The 22964-nt window shown below is 34.7% G+C and carries 20 protein-coding genes and 1 riboswitch; of the genes, 19 read left to right on the forward strand and 1 reads right to left on the reverse strand.

The window, feature by feature from the left end; translation table 11 throughout:
- Nucleotides 1–11: 11 nt before the first annotated feature.
- From thrA to G5V56_RS06730, 19 genes are all read left to right on the forward strand, one after another.
- Nucleotides 12–3413, forward strand: coding sequence for a bifunctional aspartate kinase/homoserine dehydrogenase I (gene thrA / locus G5V56_RS06640; RefSeq protein WP_166963103.1), 3402 nt, complete (start codon nt 12–14; stop codon nt 3411–3413).
- Between the two features lie 4 nt (nt 3414–3417).
- On the forward strand, nt 3418–4590 hold the full coding sequence (locus G5V56_RS06645; RefSeq protein WP_166963105.1) for a trans-sulfuration enzyme family protein: 1173 nt from the start codon (nt 3418–3420) through the stop codon (nt 4588–4590).
- Between the two features lie 13 nt (nt 4591–4603).
- On the forward strand, nt 4604–5017 hold the full coding sequence (locus G5V56_RS06650) for an RrF2 family transcriptional regulator (RefSeq protein WP_166963107.1): 414 nt from the start codon (nt 4604–4606) through the stop codon (nt 5015–5017).
- Between the two features lie 168 nt (nt 5018–5185).
- Nucleotides 5186–5449, forward strand: coding sequence for a DUF2061 domain-containing protein (locus G5V56_RS06655; protein WP_166963109.1), 264 nt, complete (start codon nt 5186–5188; stop codon nt 5447–5449).
- Nucleotides 5450–5460: 11 nt separating this feature from the next.
- Nucleotides 5461–6081, forward strand: a complete 621-nt coding sequence (locus tag G5V56_RS06660; protein WP_166963111.1) for a phosphoadenosine phosphosulfate reductase domain-containing protein — start codon at nt 5461–5463, stop codon at nt 6079–6081.
- Between the two features lie 21 nt (nt 6082–6102).
- A complete protein-coding gene (gene cysD, locus G5V56_RS06665) occupies nt 6103–7005 on the forward strand; it encodes a sulfate adenylyltransferase subunit CysD (protein WP_394366201.1) in 903 nt (300 codons plus the stop codon).
- Nucleotides 7006–7122: 117 nt separating this feature from the next.
- The gene (locus tag G5V56_RS06670; protein WP_166963115.1) at nt 7123–8370 is read left to right on the forward strand and encodes a sulfate adenylyltransferase subunit 1; all 1248 of its coding nucleotides are present in this window, start codon (nt 7123–7125) and stop codon (nt 8368–8370) included.
- A 47-nt stretch (nt 8371–8417) separates the two neighbouring features.
- Nucleotides 8418–10502, forward strand: a complete 2085-nt coding sequence (locus G5V56_RS06675; RefSeq protein WP_166963117.1) for a HEPN domain-containing protein — start codon at nt 8418–8420, stop codon at nt 10500–10502.
- 38 nt (nt 10503–10540) lie between these two features.
- Complete coding sequence (gene cobA / locus G5V56_RS06680; RefSeq protein ID WP_166963119.1) at nt 10541–11317, forward strand: uroporphyrinogen-III C-methyltransferase; 777 nt, start codon at nt 10541–10543, stop codon at nt 11315–11317.
- A gap of 10 nt (nt 11318–11327) precedes the next feature.
- Complete coding sequence (locus G5V56_RS06685; protein ID WP_166963121.1) at nt 11328–11912, forward strand: precorrin-2 dehydrogenase/sirohydrochlorin ferrochelatase family protein; 585 nt, start codon at nt 11328–11330, stop codon at nt 11910–11912.
- A 1-nt stretch (nt 11913) separates the two neighbouring features.
- Nucleotides 11914–12966, forward strand: a complete 1053-nt coding sequence (locus tag G5V56_RS06690; RefSeq protein ID WP_166963123.1) for an NAD(P)/FAD-dependent oxidoreductase — start codon at nt 11914–11916, stop codon at nt 12964–12966.
- Nucleotides 12967–13016: 50 nt separating this feature from the next.
- Entirely contained in the window at nt 13017–13751 is a 735-nt protein-coding gene (gene epsC, locus G5V56_RS06695; protein WP_166963125.1) for a serine O-acetyltransferase EpsC, read from the forward strand.
- Nucleotides 13738–14628, forward strand: a complete 891-nt coding sequence (gene cysM / locus G5V56_RS06700) for a cysteine synthase CysM (RefSeq protein ID WP_166963126.1) — start codon at nt 13738–13740, stop codon at nt 14626–14628. The genes epsC and cysM overlap by 14 nt, the downstream gene beginning before the upstream one ends.
- 80 nt (nt 14629–14708) lie before the next feature.
- Nucleotides 14709–14822: riboswitch (SAM riboswitch) on the forward strand.
- A gap of 48 nt (nt 14823–14870) precedes the next feature.
- Nucleotides 14871–15875: a homocysteine S-methyltransferase family protein gene (locus tag G5V56_RS06705; RefSeq protein WP_166963128.1), complete on the forward strand. Its 1005-nt coding sequence runs from the start codon at nt 14871–14873 to the stop codon at nt 15873–15875.
- Nucleotides 15875–18550 (forward strand): methionine synthase, encoded by a 2676-nt coding sequence (metH, locus tag G5V56_RS06710; RefSeq protein ID WP_166963130.1) that lies wholly within the window; start codon nt 15875–15877, stop codon nt 18548–18550. Before G5V56_RS06705 ends, metH begins: the two co-directional genes overlap by 1 nt.
- An 87-nt stretch (nt 18551–18637) precedes the next feature.
- Complete coding sequence (locus tag G5V56_RS06715) at nt 18638–18877, forward strand: hypothetical protein (protein WP_166963132.1); 240 nt, start codon at nt 18638–18640, stop codon at nt 18875–18877.
- 150 nt (nt 18878–19027) lie between these two features.
- Nucleotides 19028–19984, forward strand: coding sequence for a methylenetetrahydrofolate reductase [NAD(P)H] (gene metF / locus G5V56_RS06720; protein WP_166963133.1), 957 nt, complete (start codon nt 19028–19030; stop codon nt 19982–19984).
- 36 nt (nt 19985–20020) lie between these two features.
- Nucleotides 20021–21121: an acyloxyacyl hydrolase gene (locus G5V56_RS06725; protein ID WP_166963135.1), complete on the forward strand. Its 1101-nt coding sequence runs from the start codon at nt 20021–20023 to the stop codon at nt 21119–21121.
- Entirely contained in the window at nt 21118–21867 is a 750-nt protein-coding gene (locus G5V56_RS06730) for a head GIN domain-containing protein (protein WP_166963137.1), read from the forward strand. The genes G5V56_RS06725 and G5V56_RS06730 overlap by 4 nt, the downstream gene beginning before the upstream one ends.
- On the opposite strand, the gene gldA is transcribed toward G5V56_RS06730, so the two are convergent.
- On the reverse strand, nt 21864–22760 hold the full coding sequence (gene gldA / locus G5V56_RS06735; RefSeq protein ID WP_166963139.1) for a gliding motility-associated ABC transporter ATP-binding subunit GldA: 897 nt from the start codon (nt 22758–22760) through the stop codon (nt 21864–21866). The two genes, G5V56_RS06730 and gldA, sit on opposite strands and share 4 nt — an antisense overlap.
- Nucleotides 22761–22964: the final 204 nt, after the last annotated feature.

A 22964-nucleotide genomic window follows, 5' to 3' on the forward strand; every position in this document is an offset into this window, starting at 1 on the left:
AGATATTCATCTTGAAAGAGCCATTACATCATATCATCATTAAAGATTTTGTTACCGAAAATAAGGTTATAAATTCTGAAATAAAACTAAGCTATCAGCTTTTTGGTGAGCCTTTAGGGTCTGCACCTATTGTTTTAGTAAATCATGCCCTAACGGGAAATAGTAATGTGGCTGGAGACAATGGCTGGTGGAAAGATTTAGTAGGAGACGACAAGGTTATCGATACTAAACTGTACACCGTATTAGCCTTTAATATTCCGGGTAATGGCTTTGATAGTTTTGTGATTGAAAACTATAAAGATTTTGTTGCCAGAGACATCGCAAGTTTGTTTTTATTAGGGCTAAAGGAATTAAAAATCAATAAGCTTTTTGCTTTAATTGGTGGTTCTCTAGGCGGTGGTATTGCTTGGGAAATGGCTGTATTAAACCCCAATATTACCGAGCATTTAATACCTGTTGCAACAGATTGGAAATCGACGGATTGGTTGATTGCAAATTGCCAGATTCAAGAACAATTTTTATTGAATTCTAAAAATCCTGTTCATGATGCCAGAATGCATGCCATGTTATGCTACCGAACACCAGAATCTTTTAACGAACGCTTTCAACGCTCTAAAAACGCAGATTCAGAAATTTTTAATGTCGAAAGTTGGTTGTTGCATCATGGCAAAAAATTGCAAGAGCGGTTTCAATTATCGGCATATAAATTAATGAATCAGCTGTTAAAAAGTATTGATGTTACTAAAAACAGACCGACAGATTTTAATGTTTTAGAAAATATTGAAGCAAACATTCATATTGTAGGTGTGGATTCAGATTTGTTTTTCACCGCTGAAGAAAACAGGCAAACGCATAAGCAATTGGCGGTTTCAAACCCCAATGTAACCTATAATGAAATCCATTCCGTTCACGGTCATGATGCATTTTTAATGGAATACGAGCAACTAGAAAAAATTATTGAAGGCATTTTTGTGCCAAATTATAAAAGGAGAAGAATGAAAGTATTAAAGTTTGGAGGCAAATCGTTGGCAAACGGTAACGGATTACAAACGGTAATTTCCATTATTGAAAGCAAGGTGAACGCAGGAGAAAAAATAACAGTTGTGGTTTCTGCCAGAGGTTCTGCAACCGATGATTTGGAAGATATTTTGGAGCGCGCTTCAAAAGGAAAACCGTATAAAAATGATTTGCAAGCCTTTAAAGATTATCAAACGGAACCTTTAAAAACAGTTGATTTTTCAAAGGAGTTTTCAATTTTAGACAAACTGTTTGAAGGCATAAGTTTATTAGGTGATTATAGCCAAAAAACTAAAGATGAAATTTTAGCTCAAGGTGAATTGCTTTCAGTAAAACTTATTTCTAGTTTGTTGAATGAAAAAAATATAAAAGCAGCTGCGGTTGATGCCAGAGAATTATTAAAAACCGATGGTAATTTTGGAAACGCAAAGCCTATCGATCAGCTTTCCAAAGACAATGTTAAAAATTATTATAACAACACCGAAAATGGTGTTGTTAATATCATTGCTGGATTTATTGCTTCTAATTTAAAGAATGAAACCACAACGCTTGGGAGAAACGGGAGTAATTATACGGCTGCCTTATTAGCCAATTTTTTAGATGCCGAAGAATTACAAAATTATACACACGTAAATGGTATTTATACAGCGAACCCAGACTTAGTTGAAGATGCTCAAAAAATAAGAGAATTGTCTTTTAGTGAAGCTAATGAGTTAGCCAATTTTGGAGCTACGGTCTTACATGCCAAAACCATCATTCCGTTAGTTGAAAAAAATATTAATTTACGTATTTTAAACACCTTTAATCCAGATGATGAAGGCACCTTAATTACAGCGAAACCAAACTCTAAAGAAGTAACCTCATTGTCGGTTTTAGACAATGTCGCCTTGTTAAATTTAGAAGGAAGAGGGCTGTTAGGAAAAAGTGGTGTTGATGCCAGAATATTTGGCGCGTTGGCGAATAAAGATATTAGTGTTAGCATTATTTCGCAAGGCTCTTCAGAGCGAGGTATTGGGTTGGTTATTAATGCGGAACAAGCAACTCAAGCCGTTATTGCGTTAGAGCGCGAGTTTGAAAAAGATTTCTATTCTCAAGATGTTAATAAAATAAGTGTAATTGATGATGTGTCGGTGATTTCAATTGTTGGCATTGAGTTAGATATGTTTCATAAACCGTTCAATGCCCTAATAAAAAATCAAATAACACCCTTGCTTTTTAATAATGCAGTTACTGGTAGAAATGTAAGTTTGGTAGTTAGAAAAGATCAGCTTCATAAAGCATTAAATGTCATTCATGGTGAGATTTTCGGAATTTCTAAAAAAATAAACATTGCTATTTTTGGTCACGGTTTAGTTGGAGGAGCGCTTATAAATCAGATTTTAAAATCGAAAACTGAGATAGAGAAACGTAAAAATATCAATCTCAATGTGTTTGCTATTGCCAATTCTAAAAAGTTACTTGTAAATAAAAAAGGAGTCGATAAAGACTGGAAAGGAGCGATACAATCATCATTAATTAATAGTTCTATTGAAGATGTTATTGCATTTGCTAAAACACATCATTTAGAAAATTTAATTGCCGTTGATAATACAGCGAGTTCAAATTTTTATCACAATTATGTGCCTTTGGTTGAAGCAGGTTTTGATTTGGTCTCCTCCAACAAAATAGCTAATACGATTTCACATCAATTTTATTCAGATTTAAGAGCGCATTTAAAGGAACACAATAAGCAATACTTATATGAAACGACAGTTGGCGCAGGTTTACCATTGATTGACACGATAAAATTATTACATGAATCGGGAGAAAATATCACCAGAATTAGAGGAGTGTTTTCGGGAACATTAAGTTATTTGTTCAATAATTTTTCAGTTGAAGACAAACCGTTTAGTACCATTGTTCAAGAAACTATTGATAAAGGATTTACAGAACCCGACCCACGAGAAGATTTTTCCGGAAATGATGTCGCCAGAAAATTGTTAATTTTGGCAAGAGAGTTAGATTTGTGTAATGAGTTTGAAGATGTTTCGGTTCAGAATTTAATTCCAGAGCAGTATCAAAATATTTCGGTAGCTGAATTTTTAAGTCAGTTAGACGTTTTAGATGACGAATTTCAAGCCATAAAAAACGCTCAAAAACCAGGACATGTGTTGCGATATATAGGAGATTTATCAGGAGATTTATCACAAGATAAGGGACATCTAGAGGTGAAATTAGTATCCATTCCAGGTGACAGCACTTTAGGACAAATAAAAGGAAGTGATGCTATTTTTGAAATATTTACAGAATCATATGGGGAGCAACCAATTGTTATTCAAGGAGCTGGCGCAGGTGCTGAAGTGACCGCCAGAGGCGTTTTTGGAGATATTTTGAGGTTGTCTAAACATATAAATTAGAATTATGAGCGAGGAAATAAAACAGTTTGAAACAGAGGCGATTCGAACACAATTAGAGCGAAGTGAATTTTTAGAACACTCTGTACCATTATACTTAACATCCAGTTTCCTTTTTGAAGATGCTGAGGATATGCGTGCTTCATTTTCTGAAGAAAAAGAACGAAATATTTATAGTCGTTTTACAAATCCCAATACATCAGAATTTGTAGAAAAAATTTGTAAGATGGAAGGTGCTGAAGCAGGTTATGCTTTTGCTACAGGAATGGCTGCCGTCTTTTCAACCTTTGCAGCCCTATTAGATAGTGGAGATCATATTGTATCATCTCGTTCGGTCTTTGGTTCAACACATACGTTATTCACTAAATATTTACCTAAATGGAATATCACAACAAGCTACTTTAAAGTAGATGAGGTTGATACTATTGAAAGTTTAATCACACCACAAACAAAAATATTATATGCGGAATCACCCACAAATCCAGCAGTCGATATTATCGATTTACAATTGTTAGGTGATATTGCAAAAAAACATAATTTAATTTTAATTATTGACAACTGTTTTGCAACACCATATTTACAACAACCCATAACGTTTGGGGCAGATTTAGTAATTCATTCAGCTACTAAATTAATTGATGGACAAGGACGTGTTTTAGGTGGTGTAACCGTTGGTAGAGCTGATTTAATGAGAGAGATTTATCTATTTTCAAGAAACACGGGGCCTGCATTATCACCATTTAATGCTTGGGTTTTATCAAAAAGTTTGGAGACACTTTCTGTTAGAGTCGATAAGCATTGTGAGAATGCCATTAAAGTTGCTGAGTTTTTAGAAGCACATCCTAATGTGAATTGGGTTAAATATCCGTTTTTAAAATCGCATCCGCAATACAAAGTCGCTAAAAAACAGATGAAATTGGGTGGCAATATTGTAGCGTTTGAAGTAAACGGAGGCATAGAAGCTGGGCGTAAATTTTTAAATGCTATTAAGATGTGTTCATTGTCTGCAAACTTAGGTGATACCAGAAGTATTGTGACGCATCCCGCATCGACAACGCATAGTAAATTATCAGAAGAAGATCGATTACAAGTTAGTATTGCCGATGGTTTGGTTAGAATTTCAGTTGGCTTAGAACATGTTGATGATATTATTCAAGATTTGAAGCAAGCGTTAAATTAACTATCTTTACGCCATGCTTTCTAAAAGAACCAAATACGGATTAAAAGCGCTCACTTATCTTGCTCGAAAAGGTGGAGATACACCCGTACAAGTTGGTGAGATAGCTAAGAGTGAACAAATTCCTCAAAAGTTTTTAGAAAGTATTTTACTAACCTTAAGGAAGTCTGGTTGCTTAGGCTCAAAGAAAGGAAAACATGGCGGCTATTATTTAATTAAAAAGCCTTCCGAAATTATTATGGCCGATGTGATGCGTGCTTTGGAAGGCCCCATAGCCATGGTGCCTTGCGTAAGTTTAAATTTTTACGAGAAGTGTGATGACTGCCCTAACGAAGACCAATGTACCGTTAATAAATTGATGATTCAGGTGAGAGACAGTACATTAAAAGTCCTTAGAAATACAACACTAGAAGACTTATCTGCTAAATAACCGTTGTTAATTTCTTAAAATAAATAGTTTTTTTGTTTTTTATTCTTCGGTTTACTTTAAAATAATTTCATTATTCCGAAAAGTTGAAGATAATCTTTTTTATGTTACAAAAAGTTTTACTTTTGTATTTCCTAGTAAATCGGTAGGAATAATATAATACAATATAAAATGATAGGACACGTGCTAACAAATTCTATAGAAAAAGAAAAATCTTCTTATAAAACAGATGTTGCAAAAGAGAAACCTGTGAGGAGTGTTGCAAAGTCAGTTAGTTGGAGAATCGTAGGAACCATAGATACAATTTTAATTTCCTGGTTCATTACAGGGAAATTAGATTTAGCTTTTTCAATAGGTTCTATAGAATTAGTAACTAAAATGGTGTTGTATTTTTTCCATGAGCGCATATGGAATTCAATTAAATGGGGAAGATAAAAGCAGATAAGATGATAACACAAGACCAATTAAAAGAGTTAAACCTTCAGTTTAAGGAAGCAAAACCATCAGAAATTATAAAAAAAGCTTTAGAATTAAGTAGTGAAGCTGTGGTGACAACAAACTTTAGACCTTACGAAGCTGCTATTTTACATGCTGTAAATTCGGTAAAACCAAATATATCTGTAGTTTGGTGTGATACGGGTTATAATACGCCACAAACTTACAGACATGCTAATCAGGTGATTCAGCATTTACAATTAAACGTTCATTTATATGTTCCAAAACAAACAGTGGCGCATAGAGATGTGGTAATGGGAATTCCAAGTATTGATGCACCTGAGCATAAATTGTTTACAGAACAAGTTAAGCTAGAACCTTTTAAACGTGCTATGGAAGAACATAAACCAAAAGTTTGGTTTACTAACTTACGTCAAGGCCAAACAGCGTTTAGAGATAGCATCGGCATTTTTAGTGTAAGTAAAGACGGAATTTTAAAAGTGAGTCCGTTTTATTATTGGTCAGATACAGATTTAGATACTTATTTAGAGGAGAATAAATTGCCTAATGAATTTAAGTATTTTGACCCAACAAAAGCTTTAGAAAATAGAGAGTGTGGTTTACACGCTTAGGATAAAAGAAAAATGAATACAATGAATAAAGACACATCACATATAAATTCGCTTGAAAACGAAGCTATTTATATTATGAGAGAAGTAGCAGCACAATTTGAAAAACCTGTGTTGTTATTTTCAGGAGGAAAAGATTCGATAACATTGGTAAGATTAGCTGTAAAAGCGTTTTATCCGGCTAAAATTCCATTTCCCTTAATGCATATTGATACGGGTCATAACTTTCCTGAAACGATTGAATTTAGAGACAGATTAGTTAAAGAATTAGGGCTTGAATTAATTGTTAGAAATGTTCAAGATTCTATTGATGAAGGAAAAGTTAAAGAAGAATCTGGGAAATATTCTAGTAGAAATTCACTGCAAACCACCACACTTTTAGATGCTATTGAAGAGTTTAAGTTTGATGCCTGTATAGGTGGTGCGAGACGTGACGAAGAAAAAGCAAGAGCTAAAGAACGTATTTTTTCAGTACGTGATGATTTTGGACAATGGGATGAAAAAAACCAACGTCCGGAATTATTCGATATGCTAAATGGTCAAATTGAACACGGACAAAATGTGCGCGTTTTTCCTATTTCAAACTGGACAGAATTAGATGTGTGGTCTTATATCGAAAAAGAAGACATCGAAATTCCATCTATTTACTTCGCTCATAAAAGAAAAGTCTTTTTACGTGACGGATTAATTTGGTCGCACTCAGAATTTGTATATCAGGAAGATGACGAAGAAGTATTAGAGCGTATGGTAAGATTCAGAACCGTTGGAGATATGAGTTGTACCGCAGCCGTATTTTCAGAAGCCTCCGATATTTCTAGTGTGGTACAAGAAATTAGAGATTCCACGATTTCAGAACGTGGTGCTCGTATAGACGATAAACGTTCTGAAGCCGCTATGGAAAAACGTAAACAACAAGGGTATTTTTAAAATTTGCTTTAGCAAGTTTTCGCCTTTAGCTTTTGGCAGCTAGCCTTTAGCTAAAAATTAACAACAAATATTTAATAAGCTAAAAGCCAATGGCAAATAGCTAATAGCCAAATAAAAATGGAAGTATTAAAAATTGCAACCGCAGGAAGTGTAGATGATGGGAAAAGTACCTTAATAGGTAGAATACTTTACGATACAAAATCATTAACCACAGATAAGTTAGAAGCAATCGAAAAAACGAGTAAACAAAAAGGATATGATTACTTAGATTTCTCATTAGCAACCGATGGTTTAGTTGCCGAAAGAGAGCAAGGAATCACCATAGATGTAGCTCATATTTATTTTTCAACCGCTAAAAAAAGTTACATTATTGCCGATACGCCGGGTCATGTGGAGTATACTAGAAACATGGTAACCGGAGCATCGACATCACAAGCTTCAGTTATTTTAATTGATGCCAGAAAGGGTGTTATTGAGCAAACCAATCGTCACTTTTTCATCAACAATTTGTTACGAATTAAAGATGTGGTGGTGACTATCAATAAAATGGATTTAGTGGATTATTCAGAAGAGGTTTATAATAAAATTAAAGCAGATTTCACTGAATTGATGAGTAAACGAGATTATCAAGATCAGAAAATAACCTTTATTCCAGTAAGTGCGTTGAAGGGTGACAATGTGGTGAATAGGTCAAATAAAATGCCTTGGTACACTGGTCAGAGTTTACTGGAGCATTTAGAAGCTTTAGATAAAAAAGATATTTTTAATGTAGGCACACCTCGTTTTCCGGTGCAATATGTAATTCGCCCGAAAACAGAAGAATTTCACGATTTTAGAGGATATGCTGGTAAGGTTTACGGCGGTAATTTAAGTGTTGGTGATGACGTGGTTGTACTACCGTCTCAAACTAAATCGAAAATTAAGGATATTTATTTTTTTGATGAAAAGTATGAAACGGCTTCTAGGCGCTCATCGGTTACCATCACTTTAGAAAATGATATTAATGTGAGTCGTGGAGATATGATTGTTAAAGCTGATGATTTGCCCGTTATAGACAAACAGTTTACAGCCAATGTTTGTTGGATGGATTCAACCCAATTAACGGCAGGTGGAAAGTACGTTGTTCAACATGGCGTCAATAAAGTATTAGCGAAAGTCGATAAAATTCATCATAAAATTAATCCAGATTATTCTGGTATTGAAGAGAATGTAACAGGATTAAATGTGAATGATATCGCGCAAGTGACATTCAAATTAAACAAGCCAATTTTTTACGATCAATTTAAAAATCATAGAACAAATGGTTCGTTTATATTAATAGATACACAATCAAATAACACTGTTGGAGCAGGGTTTATTCAATAAATAACAAAAAAATTCTTTCCTAATTAAAAGGAAAGGTCAGGTACGTAATGCAAAGTTTTAGAACGGAAATAGAGAATCCTATTGTCGAACAGGATATTATTGAATTAGCAAATAAAATTGAGCTATTCAAAAACGGCAAAATAGATGAAGAAAAATTCAGGAGCCTTCGTTTAGCACGTGGTGTTTACGGTCAGCGTCAACAGGACGTTCAAATGATTCGTATCAAATTGCCTTTCGGAAAAGTATTGAGTAATCAATTACGTCGAATTGCCGATGTATCAGACGAATATTCTCGTGGCCGACTTCATATTACAACGCGTCAAGACATCCAAATTCATCATGTAAATTTAGATAGAACGCCACAGCTTTGGGCCGATTTAGAAAAAGATGATGTTACGCTAAGAGAGGCCTGCGGAAATACGGTTAGAAACGTAACAGCTTCAGAAACAGCAGGTATCGATGTTAACGAGCCGTTTGATGTATCACCGTATGCAGACGCGATTTTTAAATTCTTCTTAAGAAACCCGATTTGTCAGGAAATGGGTAGAAAGTTTAAAGTGTCATTCTCGTCGTCTGATGAAGATACGGGACTTTCTTACATGCACGATTTAGGGTTTATTGCTAAAATAGAAGATGGTGTTCGCGGATTTAAAGTGATGCTTGGTGGTGGATTGGGTTCTCAACCACGTCATGCCGATGTTTTATATGATTTTATTGAAACTGATAAAATTATTCCAGTAATGGAAGGTGTTTTAAGAATTTTTGATCGTTACGGTGAGCGTAAAAGTAGAGCCAAAGCACGAATGAAATTCTTAATAAAAGATATTGGCTTAGAGCCTTTTAAGGCTTTGGTTGACGAGGAGCAGAATGCAATTGAATTTAAATCGGTTGTCATTGATGCCGATGGGTATGTGCCTTCAAAACCTGTTTCGGTTGAAGCTCCAAAAGTAGAAATAAAAGATGTAAAAACTTTTGAAACGTGGAAGGCAACAAACGTAATTCCTCAAAAACAAGAAGGTTTTGTCGCGATTGGAATTAAAGTGCTTTTAGGAGACTTTTATACGGATAAAGCAAGATTATTGTCCGATTTAGTCGAAAATTATGCCGCAGGGGAAATACGTTTATCATTACGTCAAAATATTTTAATTCCTTTTGTTAAAGAAGAACTGTTGCCATATTACTACAATGAATTAGAAAAACTAGGTTTTGCAGAAGTAGGTTATAATAAAGCGGTAGATATTACAGCATGTCCAGGAACAGATACGTGTAACTTAGGAATTGCAAGTAGTACTGGTATTGCAGCTGAATTAGAGCGTGTTCTAAAAACCGAGTATCCTCAATATTTAGAAAATAAAGATTTAGTTATAAAAATAAGTGGTTGTATGAATGCCTGCGGGCAACATACAATGGCAAATATTGGATTTCAAGGTATGTCGGTTCGTACCCCTGATAAATTGGTAGCGCCAGCATTACAAGTGTTGTTAGGTGGAGGTAATTTAGGAAACGGTAATGGATTGTTTGCCGATAAAGTTGTAAAAATACCAAGCCGAAGAGGTCCGGAAGCTTTACGTAGAATACTAAATGATTTTGAAGCCAATGCAAACGGACAAGCGTTTGTAGATTATTATAAAGTAACAGGAGAACGTTATTTTTACGACTTGTTAAACGACCTTCAAGATGTCACTAATTTAACTCAAGACGATTTTATAGATTGGGGAACCAATGAAAAATACCAAAAAGCAATTGGTGTTGGGGAATGTGCTGGTGTGGTAATCGATTTAATTTCTACCTTATTTTTAGAAAGCGAAGAAAAGATTGATAGTGCAAAAGCTTCTTTTAGCGATAAGATCTATTCAAGTGCTATTTATCATGCGTATAGTTCAATGGTAAATTCTGCGAAAGCGCTGTTATTAGCGGAAAATATGAGTACAAACACGCAGGCGGGTATCATTAGTCAGTTTGATGAAACTTTTGGCTCTAGTGAAAAACTAAATTTAGGAACTACGTTTTCAGAATTAATATATCAGATTAAAGAGTACGCACCTACCCAAGAATTTGCTTCAAAATATATTGAAAATGCGAATAAGTTTTTGGCTAAAGTAAGAGCCTTTAGAGCAATTAATCAAGAATAGCAGACTTAAAAATAAAGCTATTTAACTTCCTAATTAGTATGGAATCTACTAAAAAAATACCAAAATTAACCGTTGTTGGCGCGGGACCAGGTGACCCTGATTTAATCACACTAAAAGCGATTAAAGCCATTGAAAGTGCTGATGTTATTTTGTATGATGCACTTGTAAACGACGCGTTGTTAGGGTATGCATCAAACGATACAGAGCTTATTTTTGTAGGGAAACGTAAAGGGTGTTATGCGTATCAGCAAGAGCAAATCAATGAACTTATCGTAAGTAGAGCAAAAAGTCATGGGCATGTGGTAAGGTTAAAAGGAGGAGATCCTTTTATTTTTGGTCGCGGTGCCGAAGAGATTGATTATGCAAGACAATTTGGTTTAGAAACGTATGTGGTTCCAGGAATTTCATCATCATTTGCAGTGCCAGCCTATCAAGGAATTCCGCTCACAAAAAGAGATGCTTCAGAAAGTTTTTGGGTGATTACAGGAACAACAAAATCACATCAATTATCAAACGATGTTAAACTCGCAGCACAATCCACAGCAACGGTTGTTATTCTTATGGGCATGGGGAAACTATCAGAAATTGTTCAGGTTTTTAAAGCTCAAAACAAACATGAAATTTCTGTTGCTATCATTCAAAATGGAACCACCGAAAATGAAAAAGTAGGTTTTGGGATCATTAATACTATCGAGAAGGTTGTAGAAGAAAACCAATTGTCTTCGCCAGCAATCATAGTTATAGGTGATGTTGTAAAGAAGCGAGTTGCGTTATCGTCCGTTTTAAATAAGGTAAATGCTGAAATAAGTTATTAATTTATTTTGAATGGAAAGAAATAATTTATATCCTGTTTTTTTGAAGCTCAACAATTTAAAAGTGCTTATTGTTGGAGGTGGATTTGTTGCTGAAGAAAAATTAACGTTTTTACTAAAATCAAGTCCGGATGCTCATGTAACTATGGTATCGCCAATGTTTAGAGATGGAACCAGAGAGTTAGCTAAAAAAGGGAATGTAAATTTAATTGAAGATTATTATCATAAAAAATTTTTAAAAGGAAACCATATTATTATTGCAACAACTGATGTTCCCGAAGTAAACCTTAAAGTATATAAGCATTGCAGGAAAAGAGGCATATTGGTCAATGTGGCTGATAATCCGCCGTATTGCGATTTTTATATGGGAGGAATCGTTACAAAAGGTAATGTTAAGGTTGCTATTTCGACCAATGGAAAGTCACCTACAACGGCAAAGCGATTACGTCAGTTTTTTGAAGACGTGATTCCTGAGAATGTAGATGATTTGGTTATAAATTTAAATGAATATAGAAAAACAATACAAGGTGATTTTGAAGAAAAAGTAGAAACTTTAAACGAATTCACAAAAGGATTAATTGCGAAAAAGAAAGCTTAAAATGATAAAGACAGATATTCTAATTATCGGTGCTGGACCAACAGGATTATTCACCGTTTTTGAAGCCGGATTGTTAAAACTTAATTGCCATTTAATTGATGCTTTGCCACAACCTGGAGGGCAATGTTCAGAAATATATCCCAAAAAACCTATTTATGATATTCCGGGTTTTCCAGAGATATTGGCGGGCGATTTAACGAAAAACTTACTAGAACAAGGTAAACAATTTAAACCTGGTTTTACCCTTGGAGAACGAGCAGAAACTATTGAAAAACTAGAAGATGGTTCGTTTATTGTAACAACCAATAAAGGTACCAAACACCACGCACCTGTAGTTGCGATTGCTGGAGGATTAGGCTCTTTTGAACCCCGGAAACCTTTAATTCAAAATATCAATAATTTTGAAGATAAAGGAGTTGACTATTTTATAAAGGATCCCGAAGTTTACCGAAATAAAAAAGTAGTTATTTCTGGTGGAGGTGACTCCGCATTGGATTGGAGTATCTTTTTAGCCGATGTTGCATCAGAAGTAACCCTTATTCACAGAAGAAATGAGTTTCGAGGTGCATTAGATTCCGTAGAAAAAGTGAGAGAATTAAGAGCTTTGGGTAAGATTAAATTAATAACACCTGCTGAAGTGACTGCTTTATATGGAACTGATGGGTTGGAAAGTGTAACCGTCACAAAGGAAGACGAAATCATCGAATTAGAGGCTGATCATTTTATTCCATTATTTGGATTATCGCCTAAATTAGGTCCTATTGGAAATTGGGGATTAGAAATAGAAAAAAATGCTATTAAGGTTGATAATTCTAGAAATTACGAAACTAATATTCCTGGTATTTTTGCCATTGGTGATGTGAATACCTATCCAGAAAAATTAAAATTAATTCTATGCGGTTTTCATGAAGCAACACTCATGTGTCAGGCAGCATACAGAATTATAAACCCCGGTAAAAAGTATGTTTTAAAGTATACCACAGTAAGTGGCGTTGATGGTTTTGACGGAACTCGTAAAGAAGCGCCAAAAGCGGTTGTACAATCCATACAATAAATAGTTATTTATTTATTGCTTAATTTTATGCCCCAATAGCATACTTAAGAATGAAAAATTATAACATACGTTTAAAAGAAGTTATAAAACCGTTTACAAAACGATTATTCTATAATTTATTTGATGAACAAGAAGAAGAATCAATCTATTTAAAAGAGACTTTTTTTGAGATTGCTTCAAAACTGCATATTGAAGATGCTGAAACTATTTGGAATAATTTTCAAAGCGAGTTTTTAACTATCAGAAAAAAATTAGATTTAGATGCTCAGTCTTTTTTAAAGAATGATCCGGCTTCAACCTGTATACAAGAAGTGTATTTGGCCTATCCTGGTTTTTATGCTATTTCAATTTATAGATTAAGTCATCAGTTGCATCTTTTAAAAGTTCCTATTTTACCAAGAATGATGAGTGAATATGTTCATGGTATTACGGGTATCGATATTCATCCAGGAGCAACGATAGGAGAATCATTTTTTCTTGATCATGGAACAGGAATTGTGATTGGAGAAACGTCAGTTATAAAAAGTAATGTCAAGATATTTCAAGGGGTTACCTTAGGCGGTCTTCAGGTAAAAAAGAATATGCAGTCTGTAAAAAGACATCCAACAATTGAAGATAACGTGACTATTTATGCCAATGCAACTATTTTGGGAGGTGACATTGTTATTGGAGCAAACAGCACGATTGGAGCGAACGTTTGGATAACAGAATCGGTGCCAGAAAATTCATTGGTAACCTATCAAACACAAATAAAAATAAGACCAAAGAAAAATGGAATCCATTAAAGGGATATTAGATCAAATTGGAAACACACCGCTTGTAGAAGCTTCACATTTAATTTCAAAAAAGGGCGTTAAACTTTTTTTGAAGTTAGAAGGGAATAATCCTGGCGGAAGTGTAAAAGATCGTGCCGCTTTTAATATGATTAATGAAGCCTTAAAGCGTGGTGATATTAAAAAAGGAGATTTTTTAGTAGAAGCGACCAGTGGAAACACAGGTATTGCCTTGGCCTTTATTGCTCAATTATTAGGCGTAAACATGGTATTAACAATGCCGGAAAACTCCACGATAGAGCGCGTAAAAACAATGCGAGCTTATGGTGCTGAGGTTATTTTAACATCAGCAGACACAGGAATTGAGGGCTCAAGAGATTTAGCCTTTCAGTTAAGAGACGAAAAAGGATATACTTTGCTAAATCAGTTTGAAAATGATGATAACTGGAAAGCGCATTATAAAACAACAGGTCCAGAAATTTGGAGAGATACAAAGGGCAAAGTGACCCATTTTGTATCGGCTATGGGAACCACTGGAACCATAATGGGAGTTTCAACCTATTTAAAAGAGCAAAATAAAAATATCACTATTGTTGGAGCACAACCAGAAGATGGTGCTAAAATTCCGGGGATTAGAAAATGGTCGCCAGATTATGTGCCTAAATTTTTTGACAGGTCGAAAGTTGATCAAGTTGTAGAGCTAAGTGAGGCTGATGCTAAAAGCACAACCCAAAGATTAGCTAAAGAAGAAGGCGTCTTTGCAGGCATGAGTAGTGGAGGGTCTGTGTATAGCGCTTTACAAATAGCTAAAACAATTAGTGAAGGCGTTATTGTTGCCATTATTTGCGACAGAGGAGACCGTTATTTATCCTCGACTTTGTTTGAATAAACAAAGTCGATTTTTAACAATTTAGTGTGAATAAAAGAATATTGTTAGTATTTTTGCTCACTAGTTCATAAACGTATTAATTGTTATCAAGAAAGGTAGAGGGACTAGACCCGTTGAAACCTTGGCAACCCTTTATCTTGTAAAGAAGGTGCTACGTTCTACTAATATTTATATGAATATTAGACAGATAACGGAAAGTGTTTTTTACTTTTCTTGATGACATACAGATATAAATTATCAGAATGTCAAACATTAAACAAGCTTTACAACAACGTATTTTAGTCCTCGATGGTGCTATGGGTACCATGCTTCAGCGTTATAAGTTTACCGAAGAAGATTATAGAGGTGAACGCTTTAAAGACTATCCCTCATCCTTGAAAGGTAACAACGATTTGTTGTCTATCACCCAACCCCAAGCAATTAAAGATACACATGCAAAATATTTTGAAGCTGGGGCAGATATTGTTGAAACCAATACTTTCTCTGGGACTAGCATTGCCATGGCAGATTATAATATGCAAGATTTAGTGTACGAACTAAATTTCCAGTCGGCCAAAATAGCTAAAGAAGTAGCTGATGAATTCACCAAAAAGGAACCTCATAAACCACGTTTTGTAGCTGGTTCTATGGGGCCAACAAACCGCACAGCAAGTATGTCACCAGACGTAAATGACCCTGGTTTTAGAGCCGTAACCTTTGATGAACTTCGTGTTGCTTATAAACAGCAAGCTGAAGCTTTAGTTGACGGAGGTGTTGATTTGTTATTGGTAGAAACCGTGTTTGATACCTTGAATGCTAAAGCAGCCTTATTTGCTATTGAACAAGTCAAGGAAGAAAAGAATATAGATATTTCAATCATGTTAAGTGGAACCATTACCGATGCTTCTGGGAGAACGTTGTCTGGACAAACAGCCGAGGCATTTTTAATTTCAGTATCTCATATTCCATTATTATCCGTCGGATTTAATTGTGCTTTGGGAGCTAATTTATTACAACCACATTTAGAAGCCATTGCTAATAAAACAGATTTTGCTATTTCGGCACATCCTAATGCAGGCTTGCCAAATGCCTTTGGTGAATATGATGAATCGCCAGAACAAATGGGGGAACAAATTGAAGAATATTTAAAAAAGAATTTAATAAATATTATTGGGGGTTGTTGCGGTACAACGCCAGAACATATTAAAGTTATTGCAAAAATAGCTGCAAAGTATAAACCACGAAAAGTTCTTGAAGAAATAGTTTAATGAAAGTGAAACAAACAAAATACATGAAACTTTCTGGACTAGAACCTCTAGTTCTTAATGAAAACAGTAATTTCATAAACGTTGGTGAACGAACCAATGTAGCAGGGTCAAGAAAGTTTTTAAGACTTATAAAAGAAGAAAATTTTGATGAAGCCTTAGATATAGCGCGTCATCAAGTAGACGGCGGTGCTCAAATTATTGATGTTAATATGGACGACGGACTTATAGATGGCAAAGAATCTATGGTTCGTTTTCTAAATTTAATAGCTTCAGAACCCGATATTTCTCGAGTGCCAATTATGATTGATAGCTCTAAATGGGAAATCATTGAAGCTGGTTTACAAGTAGTTCAAGGGAAATGTGTTGTAAATTCTATTTCTTTAAAGGAAGGTGAAGAGAAATTCATTTGGGAAGCGAAACAAATTAAACGTTATGGTGCGGCAGTCATTGTGATGGCTTTTGATGAAGTGGGGCAAGCTGATAATTATGATAGAAGAATTGAAATAGCAAAACGTTCGTATGATATATTGGTTAATAAAGTTGGTTTTCCATCTGAAGATATCATATTTGACTTAAATATTTTTCCTGTGGCAACAGGTATGGATGAACACCGCAGAAATGCGATTGATTTTATTGAAGCAACGCGATGGGTTCGTCAAAATTTACCCAATGTAAGTGTTAGTGGAGGTGTGAGTAACGTATCGTTTTCGTTTAGAGGAAATGATGGTGTTCGTGAAGCCATGCACTCGGTGTTTTTATATCATGCTATTCAAGCGGGCATGAATATGGGTATTGTAAATCCGGCACTTTTAGAAGTTTATGACGATATTCCTAAAGATTTGTTAGAGCATGTTGAAGATGTTATTTTAGATAGACGAGATGATGCTACTGAGCGATTATTAGATTTTGCTGAAACCGTAAAAGGCTCAAAAGTTGAAAAAGGTGTCGATTTATCTTGGAGAGAAAATCCCGTGCAAGAGCGAATTACACATGCCTTAGTAAAAGGTATTGATGCGTTTATTATTGAAGATGTTGAAACGGCTCGATTAGAAGCGGAGAAACCTATCGATGTTATTGAAGGGCATTTAATGATTGGAATGAATGTGGTAGGTGATTTGTTTGGAGCAGGAAAAATGTTTTTACCTCAGGTTGTAAAGTCGGCTCGTGTTATGAAAAAAGCGGTTGGATATTTAAACCCGTTTATAGAAGCTGAAAAAACAGAAAAACAAGAGCCAGTTGGAAAGATTTTAATGGCCACTGTAAAAGGTGATGTGCATGATATTGGTAAAAATATTGTGAGTGTCGTATTAGCATGTAATAATTACGAAATAGTCGATTTAGGGGTTATGGTACCGCCGGAAAAGATTATTGAAACGGCTATAAAGGAGCGTGTTGATGCTATTGGTTTGTCAGGTTTAATTACGCCGTCGTTAGATGAAATGGTGTATTTAGCAAAAGAAATGCAGCGTCAAAATTTTACGGTGCCTTTGTTAATTGGAGGTGCGACAACATCAAAAGCGCACACTGCCGTAAAAATTGATACACAGTATAAAAATGCGGTAGTTCATGTTAACGATGCATCGAGAGCTGTAACGGTTGTGGGTGATTTATTAAATAAAAAATCATCAGCTGAATATGTTGCTGCAATGAAGAAAGATTACGACGAATTTCGTGAGAAGTTTTTAAAGCGGGGTAAAGAGAAGTCGTATGTTTCTTTAAATGAAGCACGTAAGCGAAAATATAAAATTAATTGGGAAACTTCTGAAATCATAAAACCAAAAGAACTAGGCGTTCAAATGTTGAAGCAATTAAGTTTAAAAGAACTAGAGCCTTTTATAGATTGGAGTCCGTTTTTTAGAAGTTGGGATTTACATGGAAAATACCCCGATATTTTAACGGATAAGGTTGTAGGTGAACAAGCAACACAATTGTTTGATGATGCTCAAGGTATGCTTAAGGAAATTATTGCTAAGCAGTTGTTGAAGCCTAAAGCTGTCTTTGGCTTGTTTGAAGCAAACACCATTAATGAAGATGATATTTCAGTTAAGAAAACCGGAAAAGAAGTTGCTGTTTTTAGAACGCTGCGTCAACAATTAAAGAAAAGAGATGGGATTCCAAATATCGCTTTGGCAGATTTTATTGCTCCTAAAGAATCTGGTAAAACCGATTATATGGGTGCGTTTTGTGTTGCTATTTTTGGGGCACAAGAATTGGCTGATAGTTACAGAGCAAAAGAAGATGATTATAACGCCATTATGGCACAAGCTCTTGCTGATCGTTTTGCAGAAGCGTTTGCCGAATATTTACACAAACAAATAAGAACTAAACACTGGGGATATTCAGCAGATGAAGGTTTAACTAATGACGATTTAATAAAGGAGAGTTATAAAGGGATTAGACCAGCGCCCGGGTATCCGGCATGTCCTGATCATTTGGAAAAGGAAACTATTTGGGAGTTATTGGAGGTTGAAAAAATAATTGGTGTGACCCTAACAGAGAGTTTAGCCATGTGGCCAGCCGCTGCTGTTTCGGGCTATTATTTTGCAAATCCGGAAGCTAAATATTTCGGATTGGGTAAAATTACAGATGATCAAGTAACTGATTATGCCGTGCGCAAAGGAATTTCTAAAGAGAAGGCAAGAAAGTGGTTGCATCCTGTGATTGCAGAACAATAAAATGCGTCATTGTAAACGGAGTGACTCTATTTCATAAAAGAAAACAGAGTACTTCATTACGTTTTTAATGACAATAATATAACATATATGAAGTCCGAATTTATTGAATTAACATTAGGTAGTTACGTTATTTCTCACGGTTACAATAGTAAAAATAAGGAAATGATGGAGCCTATTCCTTCAGATCAATTCTCGAAAAAAATTATTCCTATATCGAGAATTAAATCGGTGAGTGAGAAATATATTTTAACTGATTATGTGGATGGACGATGGATTTATTGGGAGTATGAAGAAGACTATAACGATGTTAAAAAAGTATTGCTTTAATTTGCGTTAGCGATTGCAGTGGAAAGCCCGCAGCGAGGTACGAGCGAGGACTTGGAACGAAAAGCGCGACCCTTGTGGTAACGCCCAAAAAATAAAAAATAGATAATATTGATGAGATTCCCGCCTTTGCGAGAATGCCAAAAAGAACTGATGAAAGTAACAGACCATATAAAACAAGCCAACGGAAAAACATTATTTTCTTTTGAGGTAATTCCGCCTCAAAAAGGGAAAAACATTCAAGATTTATACAATAATATAGATCCGTTAATGGAGTTTAATCCACCCTTTATTGACGTTACAACTTCCAGAGAAGAATATGTGTATATTGATAAAGGAAATGGACTTTTAGATAAACGTATTACGCGGATGCGACCAGGAACGGTTGGTATTTGTGCATCTATTATGCATAAGTATGGTGTGGATGCTATTCCTCATATTCTGTGTGGAGGTTTTACAAAAGAGGAAACCGAGTATGTGTTGGTAGATTGTCATTATTTAGGATTGGATAATGTGATGGCGCTTCGTGGTGATGCTATGAAAGATGAACCGTATTTTAAACCTGTTGCTGGTGGTAATGCATTTGCTAGCGAATTAGTGAAGCAAATAGTGAATTTAAATCAAGGAAAATATTTGCATGATGATGTGTTGGTAGAACATAATTCTAATTTTTGTATTGGCGTGGCGGGATATCCTGAAAAACATATGGAAGCACCGTCTTTAGTAACCGATTTAAAACGATTAAAAGAAAAGGTAGATGCTGGAGCAGATTATGTAGTAACACAAATGTTTTTTGACAATACTAAGTATTTTGAGTTCGTTGAAAAAGCAAAAGCTATAGGAATTAATGTCCCCATTATACCAGGAATAAAACCCATTGCAGTAAAGCGTCATTTACAAATATTGCCTCAGGTTTTTAAAATAGACTTGCCGCAAGACCTTATTGATGCCGTTGAAGCATGCAAAGATAATGCAGCCGTTAGGCAAGCAGGAATAGAGTTTGCTATTCAACAATCTAAAGAGTTAAAAGCAGCAGGAGTACCAGTTTTACATTACTACTCCATGGGTAAAAGTGATAATATTAAAGCCATTGCGTCGCAGTTGTTTTAAATTATCTCTTACATTTGCCAACAAGTAAAATTATTAATGAAATATCTTATAACCTACACTTTTTTACTAGTTTCCTTCTGCGTTTTTTCACAAGAAAACCAATACACATCCTATATAGATGTTAACTATTTTAAAGGAAATATTGCGCTTCATAATAACGATATTCTCCATTTAATTAAAGGACATCCTGAAGGTGTTATTTTAAGTTATAATAAAAAAACGTTTGGAAAAAAGGCTTGGGAACAACGCTACAATTATCCAGACTATGGATTTTCCTTTATCTATCAGAATTTAAAAAATGATGTTTTAGGAAATAATTATTCTGTTTATGCCCATTATAATTTTTACTTTTTAAAACGAAACTTGATGTTTCGTATTGGTCAGGGATTAGCGTTAACAACCAATCCATACGATAAGGAAACTAATTACCGAAACAATGCTTTTGGGTCTAAAATAATGAGTAGTACGTACTTGATGTTCAATTATAAAAAGGAACGTATTTTCGACCAGTTTGGGGTGCAAGCGGGATTTTCTATGGTTCATTATTCCAATGCTAATGTTAAAGCCCCGAATACAAGTATCAATTCCATTACTTTTAATATTGGTGTAAACTATAATTTAGATGTTGAAGATCCTGAATATATTATAGCAGAAAGTGATGAAATCCATAAGAGATTCACCGAGCCTATTAAATATAATTTTGTTTTTAGGAGTGGTGTTAATGAGAGTGATGTAGTGGGTAGCGGTCAGTTTCCATTTTACATTGTTTCGGCTTATGCAGATAAGCGTATCAATCAAAAAAGCGCTTTACAGTTTGGAACTGATGTATTTTTCTCTAATTTTTTAAAAGAATATATTTATTATAGGTCTGTTGCTTTTCCAGAAGAACCAACCACAGGTAATGAAGATTATAAACGTGTTGGATTATTTGTTGGACATGAATTGTTTGTAAATAGAATCTCATTAGTAACGCAATTAGGCTATTATGTGTATTACCCATTTGATTTTGAAGGCAGAACCTATATTAGAGTGGGATTAAAACGCTATTTTGGAAACAAGTGGTTTGGAGGGTTAACCTTAAAAGCACATGCTGCCAAAGCAGAGGCTGTTGAATTTGGAATTGGTGTAAGATTATGAGAAAATTAATTTACGTAGCATTTATAGTTTTATTGGTTTCCTGTAACAGTGAAAATGCAGGGGATTGTTTTCAAACAACAGGACCAATTATTCAAGAAGAAATTACACTGAGTACCTTCGATAAAATATTAGTCAATCGTGATGTTGAATTAATTATAAAAGAAGGCGCAGAGCAAAAAGTGGTTATTGAAACAGGAAAAAATTTGTTAAATGATGTTGAAGCTGTTGTTACTGACGGAAAATTAATTTTAAGTGATAATAACAGCTGTAACTATGTACGTGATTACGGAACTGCCAAAGTATATGTAACCTCACCAAATATTACAGAAATACGAAGTTCTACCCAATACGATATCAGTTCAGATGGTGTTTTAACCTATCCAAGTTTAACCATTTTGTCTGAAGATTATAATGCGCCAGGTAGTTTTTCCGTCGGAAATTTTAGATTACAGATTAATAATACAAGTTTTAGTGTTGTGTTTAATAACTTATCAAATTGTTATATCTCAGGAACCACTAATAATTTGAATATTACCTTCGCTTCTGGTGATTCTAGGTTTGAAGGCAGAAACCTGATAGCTCAAAAAGTAACTATATGGAACCGCAGTTCAAACGATATGTTTGTTAACCCTATTCAAGAAATTAAAGGAAAAATATCAGGAACTGGAGATGTTATTTGTGTGAATCATCCGCCTATTGTTAATGTGGAAGAGCAATATCAAGGTCGTCTTATTTTTGAGAATTAATTACTAGTCAACTCCCTAAATAAACTTTCCAAACTGGCGTTTTTCTGATTTAATTGTAGAATCTTAAGCTGATTATCATGTGTAAAATCAAATACATGCGAGCGCATATCTTCAGATGTTTCAAAGGTGATTTCATAAACAAAACCGTGGGTGTTTATCACGCTTTTAACTTTAGGTAAATTCTTTAAAAAAGCTTCTTCAACACGATAATCAAACTCAACAATAACAGTTTGTTCTTTGTTGTCTCGCAATTCTTGTAGTTTTTTATCGGCAACAATTTCACCTTTATTGATAATAATCACACGGTCGCACATCGCTTCCACTTCTTGCATAATGTGTGTAGATAAAAACACGGTTTTTGTTTGCCCAATCGATTTAATTAAATGTCTAATATCAACCAATTGATTGGGGTCTAAACCTGTTGTGGGCTCATCAAGAATTAAAACTTCGGGGTTGTGCAATAAGGCGCAAGCCAAACCAACGCGCTGGCGATACCCTTTTGATAGTTGTTCAATTTTTTTATGTGATTCTATCGTTAACCCTGTAAGTTCAATAACTTCTTGAATACGTTCTTTTGATACCTTGTAAACCTGTGCGTTAAATGCTAAATATTCTTTAACATACATATCTAAATACAACGGATTATTTTCCGGTAAATAACCAACACTTTTCTGAACGTTTTTTTGGTCTTGGTCAACATCAAAGGTATTCACTTTAATATGTCCCTCAGAAGCATTAATATACGTCGTTAAAATTTTCATCATCGTTGACTTTCCTGCGCCATTCGGACCTAAAAAACCAACAATTTCAGGTTTTCCAACTTTGAAAGATATATTGTTTAATGCTTTTTGTGTTCCGTACAGTTTCGAAACACCAGAAACCTCTATAGACATAATTAAAATTCTTTGTTCAAAAATAGCGATTATATAATTTATTTGAAGCTTTGCCTTAAAATCTTTAAAACTTTTAAATTAATTGTAAAAAACTTGTTATACAATTTTGATTTGTTGAAATATTATTTACTTTAGCCCCACGATTATGAAAACAACAGTAGGTTACACATATTTTAGCAACTTTTTTTATTTCTTTTTTAGCAA

Origin of the sequence: Yeosuana marina (assembly GCF_011762485.1) — a bacterium.
In the GTDB taxonomy this organism is placed as follows: domain Bacteria; phylum Bacteroidota; class Bacteroidia; order Flavobacteriales; family Flavobacteriaceae; genus Yeosuana; species Yeosuana marina.